We start from the raw sequence: 21,243 nt of genomic DNA on the forward strand, positions 1-21,243 counted from the left end.
GGCCGGTGCAGGTGACGAACAACGAGAAGCTTGTCGAGTATCTGAAGCAGGCGGCGATCGACCTGCGAGAGAGCCGCCGTCGCGTCTGGGAGCTCGAATCCGAGCCGATCGCGATCGTCGGAATGGCCTGCCGGTACCCGGGCGGGGTGTCGTCGCCGGAGGATCTCTGGGAACTGGTCTCCCGGGGCGAAAACGGCATCACCGACTTCCCCGCCGACCGTGGCTGGGATATTGACTCGCTCTACAACCCGGACCCCGGGAACCGCGGTACCTCTTACGTCCGGCAGGGCGGATTCCTGCACGAGGCCGCGGAGTTCGACCCGGCATTCTTCGGCATCTCCCCGCGCGAAGCGCTGGCCATGGACCCGCAGCAGCGGCTGATGCTGGAGGTGTCCTGGGAAGCCATCGAACGCGCCGGCATCGACCCCCTCTCGCTGAAGGGAAGCAAAACCGGGGTCTTCGCCGGAGTCATGTACCACGACTACGGGACCGGGGTTTCCGGTGCGTCGGAGGAAGTGGCTGCCTTTCTCGGCAGCGGTTCCGACGGCAGCATTTTCTCCGGCCGGGTTGCCTATCTGTTCGGACTCGAAGGTCCGGCCGTATCGGTGGACACCGCCTGTTCCTCCTCGCTGGTCGCCCTCCACCTCGCGATCCAGGCGCTGCGGTCCGGCGAATGCTCGATGGCGCTGGCCGGCGGCGTCACCGTGATGTCCACCCCGGTCACCTTCGTCGACTTCAGCCGCCAGCAGAACCTGGCGCGCAGCGGTGAGGTCAGGGCGTTCGGAACGGGTGCCGACGGCACGGTGCTCTCCGAAGGCGCCGGAATACTGCTGGTGGAGCGGCTGTCGGACGCCGAGCGCAATGGTCATCCGATCCTTGCGGTGGTACGGGGTTCGGCGGTGAACCAGGACGGTGCCTCGAATGGATTGACCGCGCCGAACGGTCCCTCGCAGCAGCGCGTCATCGACCAGGCGCTCGCCAACGCGGGAGTGGCCGCCGGCCAGGTGGACGCGGTGGAGGCGCACGGCACCGGTACGACCCTGGGCGACCCGATCGAGGCGCAGGCGCTGCTGGCCACGTACGGCCAGGACCGCCCGGAGGACCGGCCGCTGTGGCTGGGTACGGTCAAGTCCAATATCGGACACAGTCAGGCCGCGGCCGGTGCGGCCGGTGTCATCAAGATGGTCATGGCACTGCGGAACGGTGTGCTGCCCAAGAGCCTGCACATCGACCAGCCGTCGTCGCATGTGGACTGGTCCGCGGGCGCGGTGGAGCTGCTGACGGAGGCCAGGGACTGGCCCGAGGGCGATCAGCCCCGTCGGGCGGGTGTGTCGTCGTTCGGCATCAGTGGGACGAATGCGCATGTGGTGCTGGAGCAGGCGCCTGAGGTGGAGCGGGCGGAGTCGGTTGCTGCGGTGGTGGCGGGGCCGGTGCCGTGGGTGTTGTCTGCTCGTTCTCCGCAGGCGTTGGCGGGTCAGGCGGAGCGTCTTGCGGCGTGGGCGGCTGGGCGTTCGGAGCTGGGGCTTGCTGACGTCGGGTTTTCTCTTGCGACCAGTCGTGCGGGGCTGGAATACCGTGCCGTGGTCACGGGTGCGGACCGGGAGTCGCTGCTTGCGGCTCTGGGGAATGTGTCTTCGGCGACTGGTCCGGTGGCTGGTCCGGTGGCTGGTGATGGCCGGGTCGGTGTGTTGTTCACCGGTCAGGGCGCGCAGCGACTGGGAATGGGCCGGGAGCTGTATGAGACCTATCCGGTGTTTGCGCGGGCCTGGGATGAGGTGTGCGGGGAGCTGGATGGTCTGCTGCCGCGGCCGCTGAGTGAGGTGGTCTGGGCGGCGGCCGACGATGGTGAGCAGGGGCTTCTCGACCAGACGCAGTACGCCCAGGCGGCACTGTTCGCACTGGAGGTCGCTCTCTTCCGTCTCGTCGAGTCCCATGGTGTGACGCCGGATGTGTTGCTGGGCCACTCCATCGGCGAGGTCACGGCTGCCTATCTGGCCGGTGTGTGGTCGCTGGTGGATGCGGCGAAGCTGGTCGCGGCGCGTGGGCGGCTGATGCAGGCCCTGCCGGCCGGTGGTGTGATGGTGTCGGTGCGGGCGTCGGAGGACGAGGTCGTACCGCTGCTGGAGGGCCGGGAGCAGGTCGGGATCGCTGCCGTCAACGGCCCCGAGTCCATAGTCCTCTCGGGCGCCGAGGCGGAGGTCGAGCAGGTCGTCGCCGCTCTGGAGGCGGAGGGCCGCAAGGTCAAGCGGCTGCGGGTGAGCCACGCCTTCCACTCACCCCTCATGGAGCCGATGCTGTCGGACTTCCGCGCGGTCGTGGAGCAACTCACCTTCTCCGACGCTCAGTTGCCGGTGGTGTCGAATGTGACCGGCCGTCTCGCCGAGCCCTCCGAACTCCGTGACCCGGAGTACTGGGTGCGGCATGTCCGCGAGGCCGTCCGTTTCCATGACGGTATCCGGGCCGCGTACGCCGACGGCGTGACCACTTTCCTCGAACTGGGTCCGGACGGCGTGCTCTCCGCCATGGGACAGGACTGCCTTCGTGAGGTCGAGGGCACCCCCGCGGCCTTCCTCTCCGGTCTGCGCAAGGACCGGTCCGAGCCGGAGTCCGTCCTCCAGGCGCTGGGCGCTGCCTATGCCCGGGGTGTCGAGGTGGACTGGGCGACGTTCTTCCCCGGCGCCCGTCGGGTGGCGCTGCCGACCTATGCCTTCCAGCGGCAGCGGTACTGGCTGGACCGCAGTGGCGTGGGCACCGGCGATATGACCGCTGCCGGCCTGGGCCCCGCGGATCACCCGCTGCTCAGCGCCGCCGTCGCCCTGCCGGATTCGGACGGCTTCCTCTTCACCGGCCGGCTGTCCCTGGCCACCCACCCCTGGCTTGCCGACCACTCCGTACTCGGCGCCGCCGTGCTGCCGGGCTCGGCCCTGGTCGAACTCGCCATCCGGGCCGGGGACCAGGTCGGCTGCGACCTGCTGGAGGAACTCACCGTACGGGCGCCGCTGATCCTGCCCGAACGTGGCGGAGTGCAGCTCCGGGTCGCGCTCGGCCAGTCCGGAGTGGACGGTCGCCGTGAGGTTGCGGTGTTCGCCCGCGATGAGGAAGCGGTGGACGAGGCCTGGACCCGGCATGCCGACGGCGTGCTGGCCGCGGGTTCACCCGCCGGGAGCTTCGACGCGCCGGTATGGCCACCGGCCGACGCGGAAGCCGTCTCCGTGGAGGGGCTCTACGGGGAGCTGGCGGCTGCGGGCTTCGGGCACGGGCCGGTGTTCGGCGGCGTGCGCGCGATGTGGCGTCGTGGCGATGAGGTCTTCGCCGAGGTTGCGCTGCCCGAAGAAACGGCCGATCAGGCGGGCGAGTTCGGGTTGCATCCGGCATTGCTGGACGCTGCCCTGCAGCCGGTGACCGGCACGCTGCGGTTGCCCGTCTCCTGGTCCGGGGTGCGGCTGCACGCGGTCGGTGCGGTGTCGTTGCGGGTGCGGCTGACCAAGGCCGGTGACCGCTATGCGCTGACCGCGACGGACGAGGCCGGCGGCCTGGTGGCCTCGGCGGACGCGGTGGCGTGGGAGGCGGTCTCCGCCGAGCAGTTCGCGCACACCGATGTGCGACACCGGGATTCGCTCTTCGGGGTGGAGTGGTCGGTGTTGCCGCTCGGATCCGGGTCGGTGGCGGGTTCGTGGGCGGTGCTGGGTGATGACGTGGCGCTGGCTGCGGCGTTGGGTGCGTCGACTGCGGACGCGCTGAGTGAGCTTGTGGAGGTGCCGGAGTGTGTGGTGCTTGCGGTGCCTGGCGCGGAGGGAGCGGAGGGCTCGGATGGCGCGGAGGGTGCGCTGGACGTGCCGGCGGCGGTGCGTGCCACGGTGGGTCGGGTGCTGGAGAGTGTCCAGTCCTGGCTGGCCGATGAGCGTTGCGCTCGTTCGAAGCTGGTGGTGGTGACCCGCGGTGCCGTTTCGGTGGCGGGGGAGCCGTTGGATGCGGTGGGTTCCGCGGTGTGGGGTCTGCTGCGCTCCGCACAGAGCGAGAATCCGGACCAGTTCGTTCTTCTTGACCTTGATGAGCGTCAGACCTCGGTGGATGTGATTGCCGCGGCGGTTGCTTCGGGTGAGCCGCAGTTGGCGGTCCGGGACGGGGTTGTTTCCGTGCCGCGACTGGTTCGGGCCGTACCGTCCGAGGCCGAGCGTGCGCCGGTGTGGGGCACCGAGGGCACGGTGCTGATCACCGGTGGCACGGGAACGCTGGGAGCGCTGTTCGCCCGGCATCTCGTATCCGAACACGGCGTCCAGAGTTTGGTGTTGACCAGTCGCCGTGGTCTGGAGGCCCCGAGTGCCCGTGAGTTGCAGTCCGAGCTGACGGATCTGGGTGCCCGGGTTGAGGTCGTGGCGTGTGACGCCGCTGACCGGGAGGCACTGACGGCGCTGCTGGCAGACATCCCCGCCGAGAGGCCGCTGACCGGTGTGGTGCACACGGCCGGTGTCCTGGACGACGGCGTGATCGGGTCGCTGACTCCTGAACGCCTCGACACCGCTCTGCGGCCCAAGGTCGACGCGGCCTGGAACCTGCACGAGCTGACCCAGGACCTGGACCTGACGGCGTTCGTGGTGTTCTCGTCCGCTGCCGGTGTGCTCGGCAGCGCCGGACAGGGCAACTACGCCGCGGCGAATACGTTCCTCGACGGGCTTGCTCAGCACCGTCGCCTCAGTGGACAGCCGGGTACCTCCCTGGCCTGGGGCCTGTGGGCGGACGCCAGCGGCATGACCGGGCAGCTGAGCGACACCGACCTGCGGCGTATGGCGGCCGACGGTGTGCTGCCGGTCTCCACGGCCGACGGCGTGGCCCTGTTCGACGCGGCGGTCGGCGCGGAACCGTCGCTGGCCGTACCGATCCACCTCGACTTCCGGGCGCTTGCCGCCGCGCCCTCGGTGCCGGCGATCCTGCACGGCCTCGTACCGATGAGGCGGCGCACCGCCGCGGCCGGCGGCGGTGCGGGTCACACCTTGCGGGACCGTCTCGCCGGGCTGACGAAGGCAGATCAGGACCGCGCTCTGCTGGACCTCGTCACCGCCCAGGTCGCCCTGGTGCTGGGCTACTCCGGCAGCAGTGGGCTCGACGCGTCCCGGGCGTTCAAGGACCTCGGGTTCGATTCACTCACCGCGGTGGAACTGCGCAACCGGATGGACAACGCCACCGGTCTGCGGCTTCCGGCCACGCTGATCTTCGACTACCCCACCCCGGGCGCGATGGTGCGCCATCTCCGGGAGGAACTGCTCGGAGGGCAGACCGCCCTCCCTGCGGTACGGCCCACGGCAGCCGTGGACGACGAGCCCATCGCCATCGTCGGAATGGCCTGCCGGTTCCCCGGCGGGATCGACAGCCCCGAGGCACTGTGGGACCTGCTGGCACGTGGCGGCGACGCCATCGGTGACTTCCCGGCCGACCGTGGCTGGGACGTGGAGCGGCTGTATCACCCGGACCCGGAGCACAAGGGCACCTCGTATGTGCGCGAGGGCGGCTTCCTCGGCAATGCCGGGGAATTCGACGCCGGCTTCTTCGGGGTCTCGCCGCGTGAGGCGACCGCGATGGATCCGCAGCAGCGGCTGCTGCTGGAAACCTCCTGGGAGACCCTGGAGAACGCGGGCATCGACCCGACCACCCTGCGCGGCAGCGACGCCGGTGTCTTTGTCGGCACCAACGGCCAGGACTACGGAACGGTCCTCGCCCAGGGTGCGGACAACGCGGACGGCTACCTGATCACCGGAACCTCGGCCAGCGTGGTATCGGGCCGGGTCTCGTACGTGTTCGGCTTCGAGGGGCCCGCGGTCACCGTGGACACGGCGTGCTCGGCCTCGCTGGTGGCATTGCACTGGGCGATGCAGGCGCTGCGGTCCGGGGAGTGCTCGATGGCCCTGGCCGGCGGTGTCTCGGTGATGTCCACCCCCGACACCTTCGTCGACTTCTCCCGGCAGCGCGGTCTCGCGGCGGACGGCCGCTGCAAGCCGTTCGCCGCCGCCGCGGACGGCACCGGCTGGGGCGAGGGCGTCGGCATGCTGCTCGTGGAGCGGCTCTCCGATGCCCGCCGTAACGGCCATACGGTCCTTGCGGTGGTACGGGGTTCGGCGGTGAACCAGGACGGTGCGTCCAACGGTCTGACCGCCCCGAACGGTCCCTCGCAGCAGCGGGTGATCCGGCAGGCGCTGGCCGGCGCGGGGCTGTCCCCGTCCGAGGTGGACGCGGTGGAGGCGCACGGCACCGGTACGCGGCTGGGCGACCCGATCGAGGCCCAGGCGCTGCTCGCCACGTACGGGCAGAACCGGCCCGCCGACCAGCCACTGTGGCTCGGTGCGATCAAGTCCAACCTCGGCCACACCCAGGCCGCGGCAGGCGTCGCGGGCCTGATGAAGATGGTCCTCGCCATGCGACAGGGGATCCTGCCCAAGACCCTGCACCTGGACGAGCCCACCCCGCATGTCGACTGGTCCTCGGGTGCCGTCGAGCTCCTCGCCGAAGCACAGGAGTGGCCGGACACCGGCCGTCCCCGTCGGGCGGGTGTGTCGTCGTTCGGCATCAGTGGGACGAATGCGCATGTGGTGCTGGAGCAGGCGCCTGAGGTGGAGCGGGCGGAGTCGGTTGCTGCGGTGGTGGCGGGGCCGGTGCCGTGGGTGCTTTCTGCTCGTTCTCCGCAGGCGTTGGCGGGTCAGGCGGAGCGTCTTGCGGCGTGGGCGGCTGGGCGTTCGGAGCTGGGGCTTGCTGACGTCGGGTTTTCTCTTGCGACCAGTCGTGCGGGGCTGGAATACCGTGCCGTGGTCACGGGTGCGGACCGGGAGTCGCTGCTTGCGGCTCTGGGGAATGTGTCTTCGGCGACTGGTCCGGCGACTGGTCCGGCGGCTGGTGACGGCCGGGTCGGTGTGTTGTTCACCGGTCAGGGTGCGCAGCGACTGGGCATGGGCCGGGAGTTGTATGAGACCTATCCGGTGTTTGCGCGGGCCTGGGATGAGGTGTGTGCGGAGCTGGATGGTCTGCTGCCGCGGCCGCTGGGTGAGGTGGTCTGGGGCGAGGGAGATCTGCTCGATCAGACGCAGTATGCGCAGGCGGCGCTGTTCGCACTGGAGGTCTCGCTCTACCGTCTCGTCGAGTCCCATGGTGTGACGCCGGATGTGTTGCTGGGCCACTCGATTGGTGAGGTGACGGCTGCCTATCTGGCCGGTGTGTGGTCGCTGGCGGATGCGGCGAAGCTGGTCGCGGCGCGTGGGCGGCTGATGCAGGCCCTGCCGGCCGGTGGTGTGATGGTGTCGGTGCGGGCGTCGGAGGACGCGGTCGTACCGCTGCTGGAGGGCCGGGAGCAGGTCGGCATCGCTGCCGTCAACGGCCCCGAGTCCGTCGTCCTGTCGGGTGCCGAGGCCGAGGTGGAGCAGGTCGTCACTGCTCTGGAGGCGGAGGGCCGCAAGGTCAAGCGGCTGCGGGTGAGCCACGCCTTCCACTCGCCGCTGATGGAGCCGATGCTGGCGGACTTCCGTGCGGTCGTGGAGCAACTCACCTTCTCCGACGCTCAGTTGCCGGTGGTGTCGAATGTGACCGGCCGTCTCGCCGAGCCCGTCGAACTCCGCGACCCGGAGTACTGGGTGCGTCATGTCCGCGAGGCCGTCCGCTTCCACGACGGTATTCAGGCCGCGCACGCCGAAGGCGTGACCACCTTCCTCGAACTCGGCCCCGACGGCGTGCTCTCCGCCATGGGCCAGGACACTCTGCCGGAGACCGCCACCGTCACCCTTCAGTCGAGCCTGCGCAAGAACCGGGCCGAGCCGGAAGCGGTTCTCCAGGCGCTGGGCGCCGTCTACGCGCGGGGTGTCGCGGTGGACTGGGCGACGTTCTTCCCCGGCGCCCGCCGGGTGGCGCTGCCCACGTACGCGTTCCAGCGGCAGCGGTACTGGCTGGACCGCAGCGGCGCGGTTGCGGGCGATATGACCTCCGCCGGTCTGGGCGCGGCGGATCACCCGCTGCTGAGTGCCGCGGTGCCGCTGCCCGGGTCCGACGGTTTCCTCTTCACCGGCCGGCTGTCCCTGGCCACCCACCCCTGGCTGGCCGACCACGCCGTCATGGACACCGTCCTGGTGCCCGGAACCGCGCTGGTCGAGCTCGCCATCCGGGCCGGGGACGAGGTCGGCTGCGATCTGCTGGAGGAACTGACTCTTCAGGCGCCCATGATCATCCCGTCGCGCGGCGGAATCCAGATCCAGATCACCGTGAGCGGCCCGGACGCCCACGGCCGACGCGAGCTGGCCATGTTCTCCCGTGGCGAGGACAGCGAGGAACCGTGGACCCAGCACGCGCTGGGGACGCTGACCACTGCGGGTGCCACCGCGGTCCCGGACCTCGGTGAAGCGGCCTGGCCTCCGGCCGGAGCCGAGGCCGTCTCCGTGGACGGCTTCTACGCGGAACTCGTCGCCGCCGGATTCGGCTACGGCCCGGTGTTCCAAGGGGTGCGGGCTGCCTGGCGACGCGGCGGGGAGGTGTTCGTCGAGGTCGCGCTGCCTGAGGACGCGGCCGAGGAGGCGGCGGAGTTCGGGCTGCACCCTGCCCTGCTCGACGCCGTACTGCAGACCTTCGGTCTGAGCGAGGAACTCGGTACGGACGGTCCCGGTCTCCCGTTCGCCTGGGCCGGTGTGCGCCTGCACGCCGTCGGCGCAGCCTCCTTGCGCGCCAGGCTGACGCCGACGGGTGACGGTGGGATACGGATCCTGGCGGCCGATGACACCGGCGCCCCGGTGGCCACCATCGACTCCCTGACCACCCGGCCGGTGCCCGCCGCCGGGCAGCTCGTGCGCGCCGGTGGCGCACACCAGGACGCGTTGTTCGGGGTGGAATGGGCGCAGATCGCCTTGCCCGCAGGGGACGTTGACGGCTCGTGGGCGGTGGCCGACGAGGATGTGGCGCCGGCGGCTGGTCTGGGTGTGGGGGTCCTGGATCCGGCTGCGGAAGTTGTGCCTGGTCATGTGGCCTGGTCCCCGGAAGTGGAGACGGGCGCGAGCGCGGGGGTTCCGGGCTCGGTGCGCGGGGCCACGACCGAGGCGTTGCAGCGGGTACAGCAGTGGTTGGCGGATGAGCGGTGTGACGGTTCGACGCTGGTGGTGGTGACCCGGGGCGCGGTCTCGGTGGCCGGCGAGCCGGTCGATGTGGCGGCGGCCGCCGTGTGGGGGCTGGTGCGGTCGGCGCAGTCGGAGAATCCCGGCCGGTTCGTTCTGATCGATGTGGACGGTGCGGCGGGTTCGCTGGAGGCCGTCCGTGCGGCTGTGGGCTCGGGTGAGCCGCAGTTGGCGGTCCGGGACGGGGTGGCTTCCGCGCCGCGGCTGGCGCGGACCGTGTCGTCCGGGGCGGACGGTGCGCCGGTGTGGGACACCGAGGGCACGGTGCTGATCACCGGTGGCACCGGGAACCTGGGCGCGCTGTTCGCCCGGCACCTGGTGGCCGAACATGGCGTTCGTAGCCTGGTGTTGACCAGTCGTCGCGGTCTGGAGGCCGACGGCGCCAGGGAGTTGCGGTCCGAGCTGACGGATCTGGGTGCCCGGGTTGAGGTCGTGGCGTGTGACGCCGCTGACCGGGAGGCGCTGGCGGCGCTGCTGGCCGCCATCCCCGCCGACGTGCCGCTGACCGGCGTGGTGCACACGGCGGGTGTCCTGGACGACGGCGTGATCGGATCGCTGACTCCGGAGCGCGTCCATGCCGTGCTGCGGCCGAAGGTGGACGCGGCCTGGAACCTGCATGAGCTGACCCAGGATCTGGACCTGTCGGCGTTCGTGGTGTTCTCGTCGGCTGCCGGTGTGCTCGGCAGCGCCGGGCAGGGCAACTACGCCGCTGCCAACTCCTTCCTCGACGCGCTCGCTCAGCACCGCCACGCTGCGGGGCTGACGGGTGTGTCCCTGGCCTGGGGGCCGTGGGCGGACACCAGCGGCATGACCGGCCAGGTCGACGACACCCATCTGCGGCGGATGGCCGCGGACGGGTTCCTGCCGATCTCCGTGGCCGACGGCACCGCGCTGTTCGACGCGGCCGTCGGCACCGGTGAGGCCGTGGTCGCACCGATCAGGCTGGACGCGCGGGCGCTCGCCGCCTCCGGCGCGGTGCCGGCGATCCTGCGAGGAGTGGTGCGGGCTCCCGTACGTCGCAGCGCCGCCGAGGCCACCTCGGCCGGCTCGCTGGGCGACCGCCTGCTCGGCCTGCCCGTCGAGGAACGCGAGGAGCTGCTGCTCGACCTGGTGACCACGCAGGTGGCTGCCGTACTGGGCTACGAGAACTCCGGTGCGGTCCGTATCGACCAGGTCTTCAAGGACCTCGGATTCGACTCGCTGACCGCGGTCGAACTCCGGAACCGGCTCAACTCGGCCACCGGCCTCCGGCTTCCCGCCACCTTGGTGTTCGACTACCCGACCCCGGCCGCGCTGCTGGACCATCTGCGCGACGAGCTGGTCGGGGGCCGTGATCAGCCCGCGGTCACCAGCGTCGCCACCAGCACGACGGTGGACGAACCCATCGCCATCATCGGTATGGCCTGCCACCTCCCCGGGAACGTCCACAGCCCCGAGGATCTCTGGCGCATGCTGGAATCCGGGCGGGACGGCATCTCCGCCTTCCCCGGCGACCGCGGCTGGAACCTCGACGCTCTCTATCACCCGGACCCCGACCACCAGGGCACCTCGTACACGCGCGAGGGAGGTTTCCTGGACGGTGCCGCGGACTTCGATCCCACCTTCTTCGGGATCAGCCCGAACGAGGCCCTGGCCATGGACCCGCAGCAGCGCCTCCTGCTGGAAACGTCCTGGGAGGCCCTGGAGAGCGCGGGCATCGACCCGACCACCCTGCGCGGCACCCCGACCGGCGTGTACGCCGGGCTCATGTACCACGACTACGTCCACCAGCTGCAGTCCGTGGGCGAGGGCGTCGAAGGCTTCATGGGCACCGGCAACTCCGGCAGCGTGACGTCCGGCCGGCTGGCCTACTCCTTCGGGTTCGAAGGGCCCGCGGTCACCGTGGACACCGCGTGCTCGTCCTCCCTGGTGGCCCTGCACTTCGCGGTGCAGGCGCTGCGGTCCGGGGAGTGCTCGCTGGCCCTGGCCGGAGGCGTGACCGTGATGGCCACCCCGGATACGTTCATCGACTTCTCCCGGCAGCGCGGCCTGTCCGCGGACGGCCGCTGCAAGCCGTTCGCCGCGGCCGCCGACGGTACGGGCTGGGGCGAGGGCGTCGGCATGCTGCTCGTGGAGCGCCTCTCGGACGCCCGGCGCAACGGACATCGTGTCCTGGCGGTCGTCCGGGGCTCGGCGGTGAACCAGGACGGTGCGTCCAACGGTCTGACCGCCCCGAACGGCCCGTCGCAGCAGCGGGTGATCCGGCAGGCACTCGCCGGTGCACGGCTGTCCCCGTCCGAGGTGGACGCGGTGGAGGCCCATGGCACCGGTACGAGGCTCGGTGACCCGATCGAGGCCCAGGCGCTGCTGGCCACCTACGGCCAGGACCGCCCGGAGGACCAGCCGCTGTGGCTGGGCTCCATCAAGTCCAACATCGGGCACACCCAGGCCGCGGCCGGCGCCGCCGGCGTGATGAAGATGATCCTCGCGATGCGGCAGGGCGTCCTGCCCAAGTCGCTGCACGTGGACGAGCCCTCCCCGCATGTGGACTGGGCTTCCGGCGCGGTCGAACTGCTCGCCGAGGCGCGCCAGTGGCCGGACACCGGCCGTCCCCGCCGAGCGGGTGTCTCGTCGTTCGGCATCAGCGGGACGAACGCGCATGTGGTGCTGGAGCAGGCACCTGAAGAGGCGCCGGCGGAGCCGGTTGAGGAGGAGACACGGCCCGGGGTTCTTCCCTGGGTGCTGTCGGCGCGTTCGGAGCAGGCGTTGGCGGCTCAGGCGGGCCGGTTGGTGTCTTTTGTGGAGGGCCGTCCGGAGCTGGGTCTGGCTGATGTGGGTTTCTCTCTGCTGAGCACGCGGGCGGAGTTGGAGCATCGGGCTGTGGTGGTCGGTGCTGACAAGGATCAGTTGCTGAGTGGCCTGCGTGGTCTCGCCGATGGCCTGGAGGGGCCGGGTGCGGTGCGCGGCGGTGTGGCGGCTACGGCGGCTTCTGGCGCGGTGTTGGTGTTCCCCGGTCAGGGTTCGCAGTGGTTGGGCATGGCGGATGAACTGCTCGCTACGTCCCCGGTGTTCGCGGGTCGGATGGGTGACTGTGCTGAGGCGCTGTCGGAGTTCGCGTCCTGGGATCTGATGGCTGTGCTGTCGGATGCGGATGAGGACATGCTGGCGCGGGTTGATGTGGTTCAGCCTGTCCTGTGGGCGGTGATGGTGTCGCTGGCTGCGGTCTGGGAGGACTGCGGTGTGGTGCCTGCTGCTGTGGTGGGGCACTCTCAGGGTGAGATTGCCGCGGCCTGCGTCGCCGGGATTTTGTCCTTGCGTGATGGTGCCCGGGTGGTGGCGTTGCGCAGTCAGGCCATTGGGCGGGTTCTTGCCGGGCGCGGTGGCATGGTCTCGGTTGCCGGTTCGCGTGAGGGGGTGCAGGAGCGCATCGCCAAGTGGGGCGAGCGGATATCTATCGCCGCTATCAACGGCCCGTCGTCGACTGTGGTTTCAGGCGAGCCCGAGGCTTTGCAGGAACTGCTGGCGGAGTGTGCTGAGCAGGAGGTGCGGGCTCGGCAGGTTCCGGTGGATTACGCCTCGCACGGTGCGCAGGTCGAGGAGCTGCGCGAGGAGCTTGCGACGGTCCTGGCCGAGGTGAGCCCTGGCCAGGGGCGGGTTCCGTTCTACTCCGCGGTGAATGCCTCGGTCGTCTCCGGTGAGGAGCTGGATGCGGGGTACTGGTTCGAGAATCTCCGCAACACCGTGCGGTTCGAGGAAGCGATCCAGGCGCTGGTTGCCGACGGGCACGGAGTGTTCGTGGAGTGCAGTGCGCACCCCGTCCTGACTCCGGGGATCGAAGACACCGCGCAAAAGGTCGGCAGCCCTGTAGTGGTGACGGGCACTCTGCGTCGCGACGAGGGTGGCTGGTCTCGTTTCGCGCAGTCGCTCGGCCAGCTTTGGGCGCACGGCGTCCCGGTGGACTGGGGCACCCTGCTGCCGTCCGGACGTCGGGTCGATCTGCCCACCTACGCCTTCCAGCACAAGCGCTACTGGCCCGCCACGGTGGTCGCGGCCGGTGACGCCTCGGGCCTCGGCCAGGCGGACTCTCAGCATCCCCTGCTGGGCGCGGCCGTGGCCCTGCCCGAGTCCGATGGCTACCTGTTCACCGGGCGGCTGTCCCTGGCCACGCACCCCTGGCTGGCCGATCACTCCGTACTCGGCGCCGTGGTGCTGCCGAGTTCGGCCCTGGTCGAGCTGGCCATTCGGGCCGGGGACCAGGTCGGCTGCGACCGTCTGGAAGAACTCACCGTTCTGGCTCCGCCCCTTCTGCCGGAAGGCGGTGGGATCCAGCTCCGTGTCACCGTTGGCGAGTCCGATGCGGACGGGCGCCGGGAGCTGGCGGTGTTCTCCCGCAATGAGGACGCCGAAGCCGATCTGCCTTGGGTCCGGCACGCCACCGGTGTACTGGCAGTGGGAGCCGCGCCGGTCGCTTTCGGTGAAGCTGCCTGGCCCCCGGCGGGCGCCGACACCCTGACGGTGGACGGGCTCTACGACGAACTCGCCGCCGCAGGTATCACCCATGGCCCGGTGTTCGAGAACGTGCGGGCGGCCTGGCGCCGCGGCGCGGACCTGTTCGCCGAGGTCGCCCTGACGGAGGAGAACGAGGGCGAGGCGGGCCGATTCGGTCTGCACCCTGCGCTGCTCGACGCCGCGCTGCACCCGGTCACTCGCCAGGAAGCCGTGGACGGGACGAAACTCGCCACTCAGTGGACCGGTGTGACGCTGTTCGCCGAGGGCGCGACCTCCCTGCGGGTCAAGCTCTCAAGCGTTGCGGACGGTTACGCACTCGTCGCCGCCGACCACGAGGGCGAGGTGGTCGCCGCGGCCGAATCCATCACCTGGACGACGGTCTCCGAGGAGGAAGTGGCTGTTGCCGGCCCGGGGCACCGGGATTCGCTCTTCGGGGTGGAGTGGTCGGCGTTGCCGCTCGGGTCCGGGCCGGTGGCGGGTTCGTGGGCGTTGCTGGGCGATGACGTGGCGTTGGCTGCGGCGTTGGGCGCGTCGACTGCGGACGTGCTGAGTGAGCTTGTGGAGGTGCCGGAGTGTGTGGTGCTTGCGGTGCCTGGCGCGGAGGGCTCGGGTGGCGCGGATGGTGCGCCGGAGGTCCCGGCGGCTGTACGTGCCACGGTGGGGCGAGTGCTGGAAACGGTGCAGTCCTGGCTGGCCGATGAGCGTTGTGTCCGTTCGAAGCTGATAGTGGCCACTCGCGGTGCCGTTTCGGTGGTGGGGGAGTCGCTGGATGCAGTGGGTGCCGCGGTATGGGGTCTGCTGCGTTCCGCGCAGACCGAGAACCCGGACCAGTTCGTGCTCCTCGATCTTGATGAGCGTCCGGCCTCGGTGGACGCCATCGCCGCGGCGGTTGCTTCGGGTGAGCCGCAGTTGGCGGTCCGGGCCGGGGTGGTTTCCGTGCCGCGGCTGGCGCGGTCCGAGCCGTCGGACGCGGACGGCGCGCCGGTGTGGGACACCGAGGGAACGGTGCTGATCACCGGTGGTACCGGAACGCTGGGAGCGCTGTTCGCCCGGCATCTGATCGCTGAACACGGCGTTCGCAGCCTGGTGTTGACCAGCCGACGTGGCTTGGAGGCTGACGGCGCACAGGAGTTGCGGTCCGAGCTGACGGATCTGGGTGCCCGGGTTGAGGTCGTGGCGTGTGACGCCGCTGACCGGGAGGCACTGGCGGCGCTGCTGGCAGGCATCCCCGCCGAGAGGCCGCTGACCGGTGTGGTGCACACGGCCGGTGTCTTGGACGACGGCGTGATCGGGTCGCTGACTCCTGAACGCGTCGACACCGTTCTGCGGCCGAAGGTCGACGCGGCCTGGAACCTGCACGAGCTGACCCAGGACCTGGACCTGACCGCGTTCGTCCTGTTCTCGTCCGCTGCCGGTGTGCTCGGCAGTGCGGGACAGGGCAGTTACGCGGCGGCGAACACGTTCCTGGATGCGCTTGCTCAGCACCGTCGCCTCAGCGGTCGGCCGGGTACCTCCCTGGCCTGGGGCCTGTGGGCGGACGCCAGCGGCATGACCGGGCAGCTGAGCGACACCGACCTGCGGCGCATGGCCCGGGGCGGGCTCATCCCGCTCGGCCAGGCCGAGGGCACCGCGCTGTTCGACGCGGTCATGGCCACGGGGCAGACGGTTGCGCTGTCCGCACACCTCGACCTCAACACCATCGCCGCCACCGGCGAGGTCCCGTCGCTCCTGCGCAGCCTGGTGCGGGTCCGGCGCCGTGCCGTGGCCACCGGCAGTGCCACGGCCGACACCCTTGCCGAGCGACTGCGCCCGATGACCGAGGCGGAGCGCGAGCGGGCCTTGGTGGAACTGGTCCGTCGGCAGGCCTCCGCCGTACTCGGCTACGACGGCGGCGACGCCGTGGGGACCACCCGGGCCTTCAAGGAACTCGGCTTCGATTCGCTCACCGCGGTCGAACTGCGGAACCGGCTGAACGCGGCCACCGGGCTGACCCTGCCGGCCACGCTGATCTTCGACTACCCGAACCCGGAGTCCCTCGCCCGCTATGTGCGCGAGGAACTGCTGGGCACAGTGGCCGCACCGGTCGCCACCGTCCCGGTGGCCCGGCCGGTCGACGACGACCCCATCGTGATCGTCGGCATGGCCTGCCGCTACCCCGGCGGGGTGGCATCACCGGACGACCTGTGGCAGCTCGTGACCAGCGGTGGGGACGCCATCTCCGGCTTCCCCGTCAACCGCGGCTGGGACCTGGACAACCTGTTCGGCAGCGATTCCGCCGAAACCGGGAAGAGCATCACCCAGCAGGGCGGATTCCTTTACGACGCGGGCGAGTTCGATGCCGGCTTCTTCGGGATCAGCCCCAGGGAGGCCCTGGCGGCCGACCCGCAGCAGCGGATTCTGCTGGAGGCAGCCTGGGAGACCTTCGAGCACGCGGGCATCGACCCGCTGGCCCTGAGCGGCAGCCAGACAGGCGTGTTCACCGGGATCAACTACCACGACTATGCGCCCGCCGACGGAAACGTACCCGAGGACATCGAGGGCTACCTGACCACCGGTGGCGCGGGCAGCGTGCTCTCCGGCCGCATCTCCTACTCACTCGGCCTCGAAGGGCCCGCAGTGACTGTGGACACGGCCTGCTCCTCGTCACTGGTGGCACTGCACCTGGCGATCCAGGCGCTGCGCTCGGGGGAGTGCTCGATGGCCCTGGCCGGTGGTGTCTGCGTCATGGCCACCCCGGGCAACTTCGTGGAGTTCTCCCGCCAGCGTGGTCTCGCGGTGGACGGCCGCTGCAAGCCGTTCGCCGCCGCGGCGGACGGCACCGGCTGGGCCGAAGGCGCCGGCATGGTGCTGGTGGAGCGGCTGTCGGACGCCCGGCGCAACGGTCATCCGATTCTGGCGGTGGTGCGGGGTTCGGCGGTGAACCAGGACGGTGCGTCCAACGGTCTCACCGCCCCCAACGGTCCCTCGCAGCAGCGGGTGATCCGGAAGGCACTCGCCAACGCCGGACTCGAACCGTCCGACGTGGACGCGGTGGAGGCCCACGGCACCGGCACGACGCTGGGCGACCCGATCGAGGCCCAGGCACTGCTCGCCACGTACGGGCAGAACCGGCCCGCCGACCAGCCCCTGTGGCTCGGTGCGGTCAAGTCCAACATCGGGCACACCCAGGCCGCGGCCGGTGCGGCCGGAATCATCAAGATGGTCTTCGCGCTGCAGCAAGGGCTGCTGCCCAAGACCCTGCACGTGGACGAGCCCACCCCGCACGTCGACTGGTCCGCGGGCGCGGTGGAGCTGCTCAGCGAGGCACGGAAGTGGCCGGAGACCGGCCGCCCGCGCCGGACCGGTATCTCCGCGTTCGGGATCAGCGGCACCAACGCCCACGTCATCCTTGAGCAGGCTCCCGAAGACGAACCCGCCAAGACCGAAACGGCCCTGACTGAAACCGCCCCGACCGAAACTGTCGAGGCCGGATCCCCCGAGACCGGGCCGGCCGGTGCGCTGTCCTGGGCGCTCTCCGCACGTACACAGGAAGCCCTGTACGCGCAGGCGGAGCGGCTGGTGACCTTTGCCGTCGAACGCCCGGAACTGGCCCCGGCCGACATCGGGTTCTCGCTGGCCACCACCCGAGCGGCTCTGGAGCACCGGGCGGTCATCACGGGAGCGGACCGGGATGCCCTGCTGGACGCGGCCGGACGACTGGCCGCGGGCGAGCACCCCACAGCGCTCGCCGGCGATGGCCGGGTCGGTGTGCTGTTCACGGGTCAGGGTGCGCAGCGGCTGGGGATGGGCCGGGAGTTGTATGAGACCTATCCGGTGTTTGCGCGGGCCTGGGATGAGGTGTGTGCGGAGCTGGATGGTCTGCTGCCGCGGCCGCTGAGTGAGGTGGTCTGGGCGGCGGCCGACGATGGTGAGGAGAGGCTTCTCGACCAGACGCAGTACGCCCAGGCGGCACTGTTCGCACTGGAGGTCTCGCTCTACCGTCTCGTCGAGTCCCATGGTGTGACTCCCGCAGTGCTGCTGGGCCACTCCATCGGCGAGGTCACGGCTGCCTATCTGGCGGGCGTCTGGTCCCTGGCGGACGCGGCGAAGCTGGTCGCGGCGCGTGGGCGGCTGATGCAGGCCCTGCCGGCCGGTGGCGTGATGGTGTCGGTGCGTGCGTCGGAGGACGAGGTCGTACCGCTGCTGGAGGGACGGGCCCAGGTCGGCATCGCCGCCGTCAACGGCCCCGAGTCCGTCGTCCTGTCGGGTGCCGAGGCCGAGGTGGAGCAGGTCATCACCGCCCTGGAGGCGGAGGGCCGGAAGGTCAAGCGGCTGCGCGTGAGCCACGCCTTCCACTCACCCCTCATGGAACCGATGCTGGCCGAGTTCCGTACGGTCCTGGAGCAACTCACGTACTCCGAGGCAAAGTTGCCGGTGGTCTCCAATGTCAGCGGCCGTCTCGCCGACCCCGTCGAACTCCGCGACCCGGAGTACTGGGTGCGTCATGTCCGCGAGGCCGTCCGCTTCCACGACGGTATTCAGGCCGCGCACGCCGAAGGCGTGACCACGTTCCTCGAACTCGGCCCCGACGGCGTGCTCTGCGCCATGGGTCAGGACTGCCTGCCGGAGACCGAGACCACCACTGCCCCCATCACCCTTCAGCCGAGCCTGCGCAAGGACCGCCCCGAACCCGGAGCGCTGATCGACGCACTGGGCGGGTTGTGGGCCCGTGGTGCCGCGGTGGACTGGGCCCCGCTGTTCCCGGGCGCGCGTCGGGTGGCGCTGCCCACCTACGCGTTCCAGCGGCAGAACTACTGGCTGCAGGCCACCACGGGGAGCGGAAATGTGTCCTCGATCGGGCTGGGCGCCGCGGACCATCCGCTGCTCGGTGCCGCGGTCACTCTGCCGGACGCCGTGGTCCTCACAGGGCGGCTCTCCCTGACCACGCATCCCTGGCTGGCCGATCACGCCATCATGGACACCGTCCTGCTGCCGGGAACCGCGCTGGTCGAACTCGCCATCCAGGCCGGGGACCAGGTCGGCTGCGATCTCCTGGACGAACTCACCCTGCACGCCCCGCTGATTCTCCCGCCGCACGGCGGAATGCAGCTTCGCGTGACGGTGGGCGAGGAGTCGGCGGAGGACGGCCGCCGCGAACTTGCGGTGCTCTCCCGGAACGAGAACGAGCCCGACCAGGAGTGGACCCGCAACGCCAGCGGCACACTGACCACTGCCACGGATACGCCGGTGCGCTTCGACGAGACCGTCTGGCCGCCTGCGGATGCCGAGAGCATTCCGGTGGACGGGTTCTACGAGGAACTGGTCACCGTCGGCTTTGCGTACGGGCCGGCGTTCCAGGGGCTGCGCGCGGCCTGGCGACGCGGTGACGAGGTGTTCGCCGAGGTGGCCCTCCCGGAGGACACGGCCGCCGAGGCGGCGAAGTTCGCACTGCACCCGGCTCTGCTCGATGCCGGGCTGCAGACCGTCGGACTGCTCGACGACGCCGCATCGGGGCTGCCGTTCGCCTGGACCGGTGTGCGGCTGCACGCCGTCGGTGCGACGGCACTGCGGGTGCGGCTCTCCCCGGCCGGGGACGGTGGGGTGCAGGTCCTGGTGGCCGACGAGACCGGTGCGCCGGTGGCCACCATCGATTCTCTGGTGACCCGACCGGTGCCGGCCGAACAGCTCGGCACCACCACGCGGCGCGGATCGCTGTACGAACTCGCCTGGAACGTCGTCGAGGAAGCCGCCGAACCCGTATCCGGTAGCTGGACCGTGGTCGGCCCGGACGCCGAGAAGATCGCCGAACCCTTGCGGCGGGCGGGTGTGGACGTCAGCACCTGCCCGGAGCCGGCGAAGGCCGCGGGCCAGGACCCGGCACCGGATGTGGTGGTGCTGCCGGTATCGGTGCCGGTGTCCGAGGCCGGGTCCGACGCGATGCCGGCCGCTGCCCGCGCGGCGGTGCACAGTGTCCTCGGCGCGGTCCAGGCCTGGCTGGCCGAGGAACGTCTCGAAGGCGCCCGGCTGGTCGTCCTCACCCGGGGCGCGGTCTCACTCGACCGGGCACCGGCTGACCTGGCGACCACGCCGGTCTGGGGCCTCATCCGTTCCGCGCAGTCGGAGCATCCGGACCGGATCGTGCTGGCCGACCTCGATGACGAGGACGCCTCGCCGGCGAAGCTGCCCGCTCTGATCGCCGCCGGTGAACCGCAGGCCGCGATCCGCCGGGGAGTCCTCTCGGTGCCCCGCCTGTCGGCGCTCCCACCGGCCGGGCAGGACAGCGCACCGGTGTGGAACACCGGAGGGACTGTGCTCATCACCGGCGGTACCGGTGTACTGGGCGCCGAGGTCGCGCGGCACCTGGTGACCGCACACGGCGTACGGAACCTGCTGCTGACCAGCCGCAGCGGCCCGACGGCCGCGGGCGCCGAGGAACTGCGGGCCCAACTCGCCGAAGCCGGTGCCCGGGTGGAGATCCTCGCCTGCGATGCGGCCGACCGGGACGCCCTCGCCGGAGTGCTGGCCGGTATTCCTGAGGAGGCTCCGCTGACCGCGGTGGTGCACACCGCCGGGGTCACGGACGACGGGGTGATCACCTCGCTGACCCCCGACCGGGTGGACCGTGTGCTGAGCCCCAAGATCGACGCGGCGTGGAACCTGCACGAGCTCACCCGGGATCACGACCTGTCCGCGTTCGTCCTGTTCTCCTCGGTCGCCGGCATCCTCGGCGCCCCGGGACAGGGCAACTACGCCGCAGCCAACACCTTCCTGGACGCGCTCGCCGCGCACCGGAGTGCGGAGGGGCTCCCCGCGGTCTCGTTGCCCTGGGGCCTGTGGGCGCAGAGCAGCGGGATGACCGGAAAGCTCGGCGAGGCCGATCTGCGGCGCATCGGGAGCGGCGGGCTCGTACCGCTGTCCTCCGAAGCGGGCGTGGCACTGCTCGACGCGGCCACCGTGGCCGGTCCGGCCGTGGTCCTCCCGATGGACCTGGACCCGCGGAAGCTGGCGGCCTCGGGGGACATTCCCGCGGTGCTGCGCGGTGTGGTGCGGGCACCCGCACGACGGGCGGCGGCAGCCGGTCCGGCCGTGGCGGAGGTATCGCTGGGCGAGCGGCTGGGGTCGGTACCGGCGGCCGAACGGTCCGGCATGGTGCTCGATCTGGTGCGCACCCATGTCGCCGCGGTCCTCGGACATGCGGAGACCGCGAAGATGAAGGCGGAGCAGCAGTTCACCGAGCTGGGCTTCGACTCGCTGACCGCGGTGGAGCTGCGCAACCGGTTGCACACCGCCACCGGTCTGCGGCTGCCGGCCACTCTGATCTTCGACTATCCGACCTCCGCCGCGCTCGCGGGCCACATCCTCGACGAGGTGGTGGCGCATGAACCCGACCCGGTCGCGACGGTGCTGGCCACCATCGAAAAGCTGGAAGCCGGTCTCTCGATGCTGCACACGGAGAGCGGTGACCGAAGGGAAATCACCAAGCGGCTGGAGCGTGCGCTGAGCCAGTACCGCGACGGCGATGCGGCGGAATACGGCGACGACACGGACAGCGATATCCGGGACGCCTCCACCGATGAACTGCTGGACGTCTTTGACCGGGAGTTCGGTAACTCATGACCTTCCAGAACATTTTTCGTGCCGG

1 protein-coding gene is annotated in these 21,243 nt (G+C 70.7%); it reads left to right on the forward strand.

The features are described from left to right. Positions 1-11: 11 nt before the first annotated feature. Entirely contained in the window at positions 12-21,218 is a 21,207-nt protein-coding gene (locus tag SLV14N_RS34725) for a type I polyketide synthase (RefSeq protein WP_317633726.1), read from the forward strand. Positions 21,219-21,243: the final 25 nt, after the last annotated feature.

This window comes from Streptomyces sp. Je 1-4 4N24 (assembly GCF_026239515.1).
GTDB lineage: Bacteria > Actinomycetota > Actinomycetes > Streptomycetales > Streptomycetaceae > Streptomyces > Streptomyces nigrescens.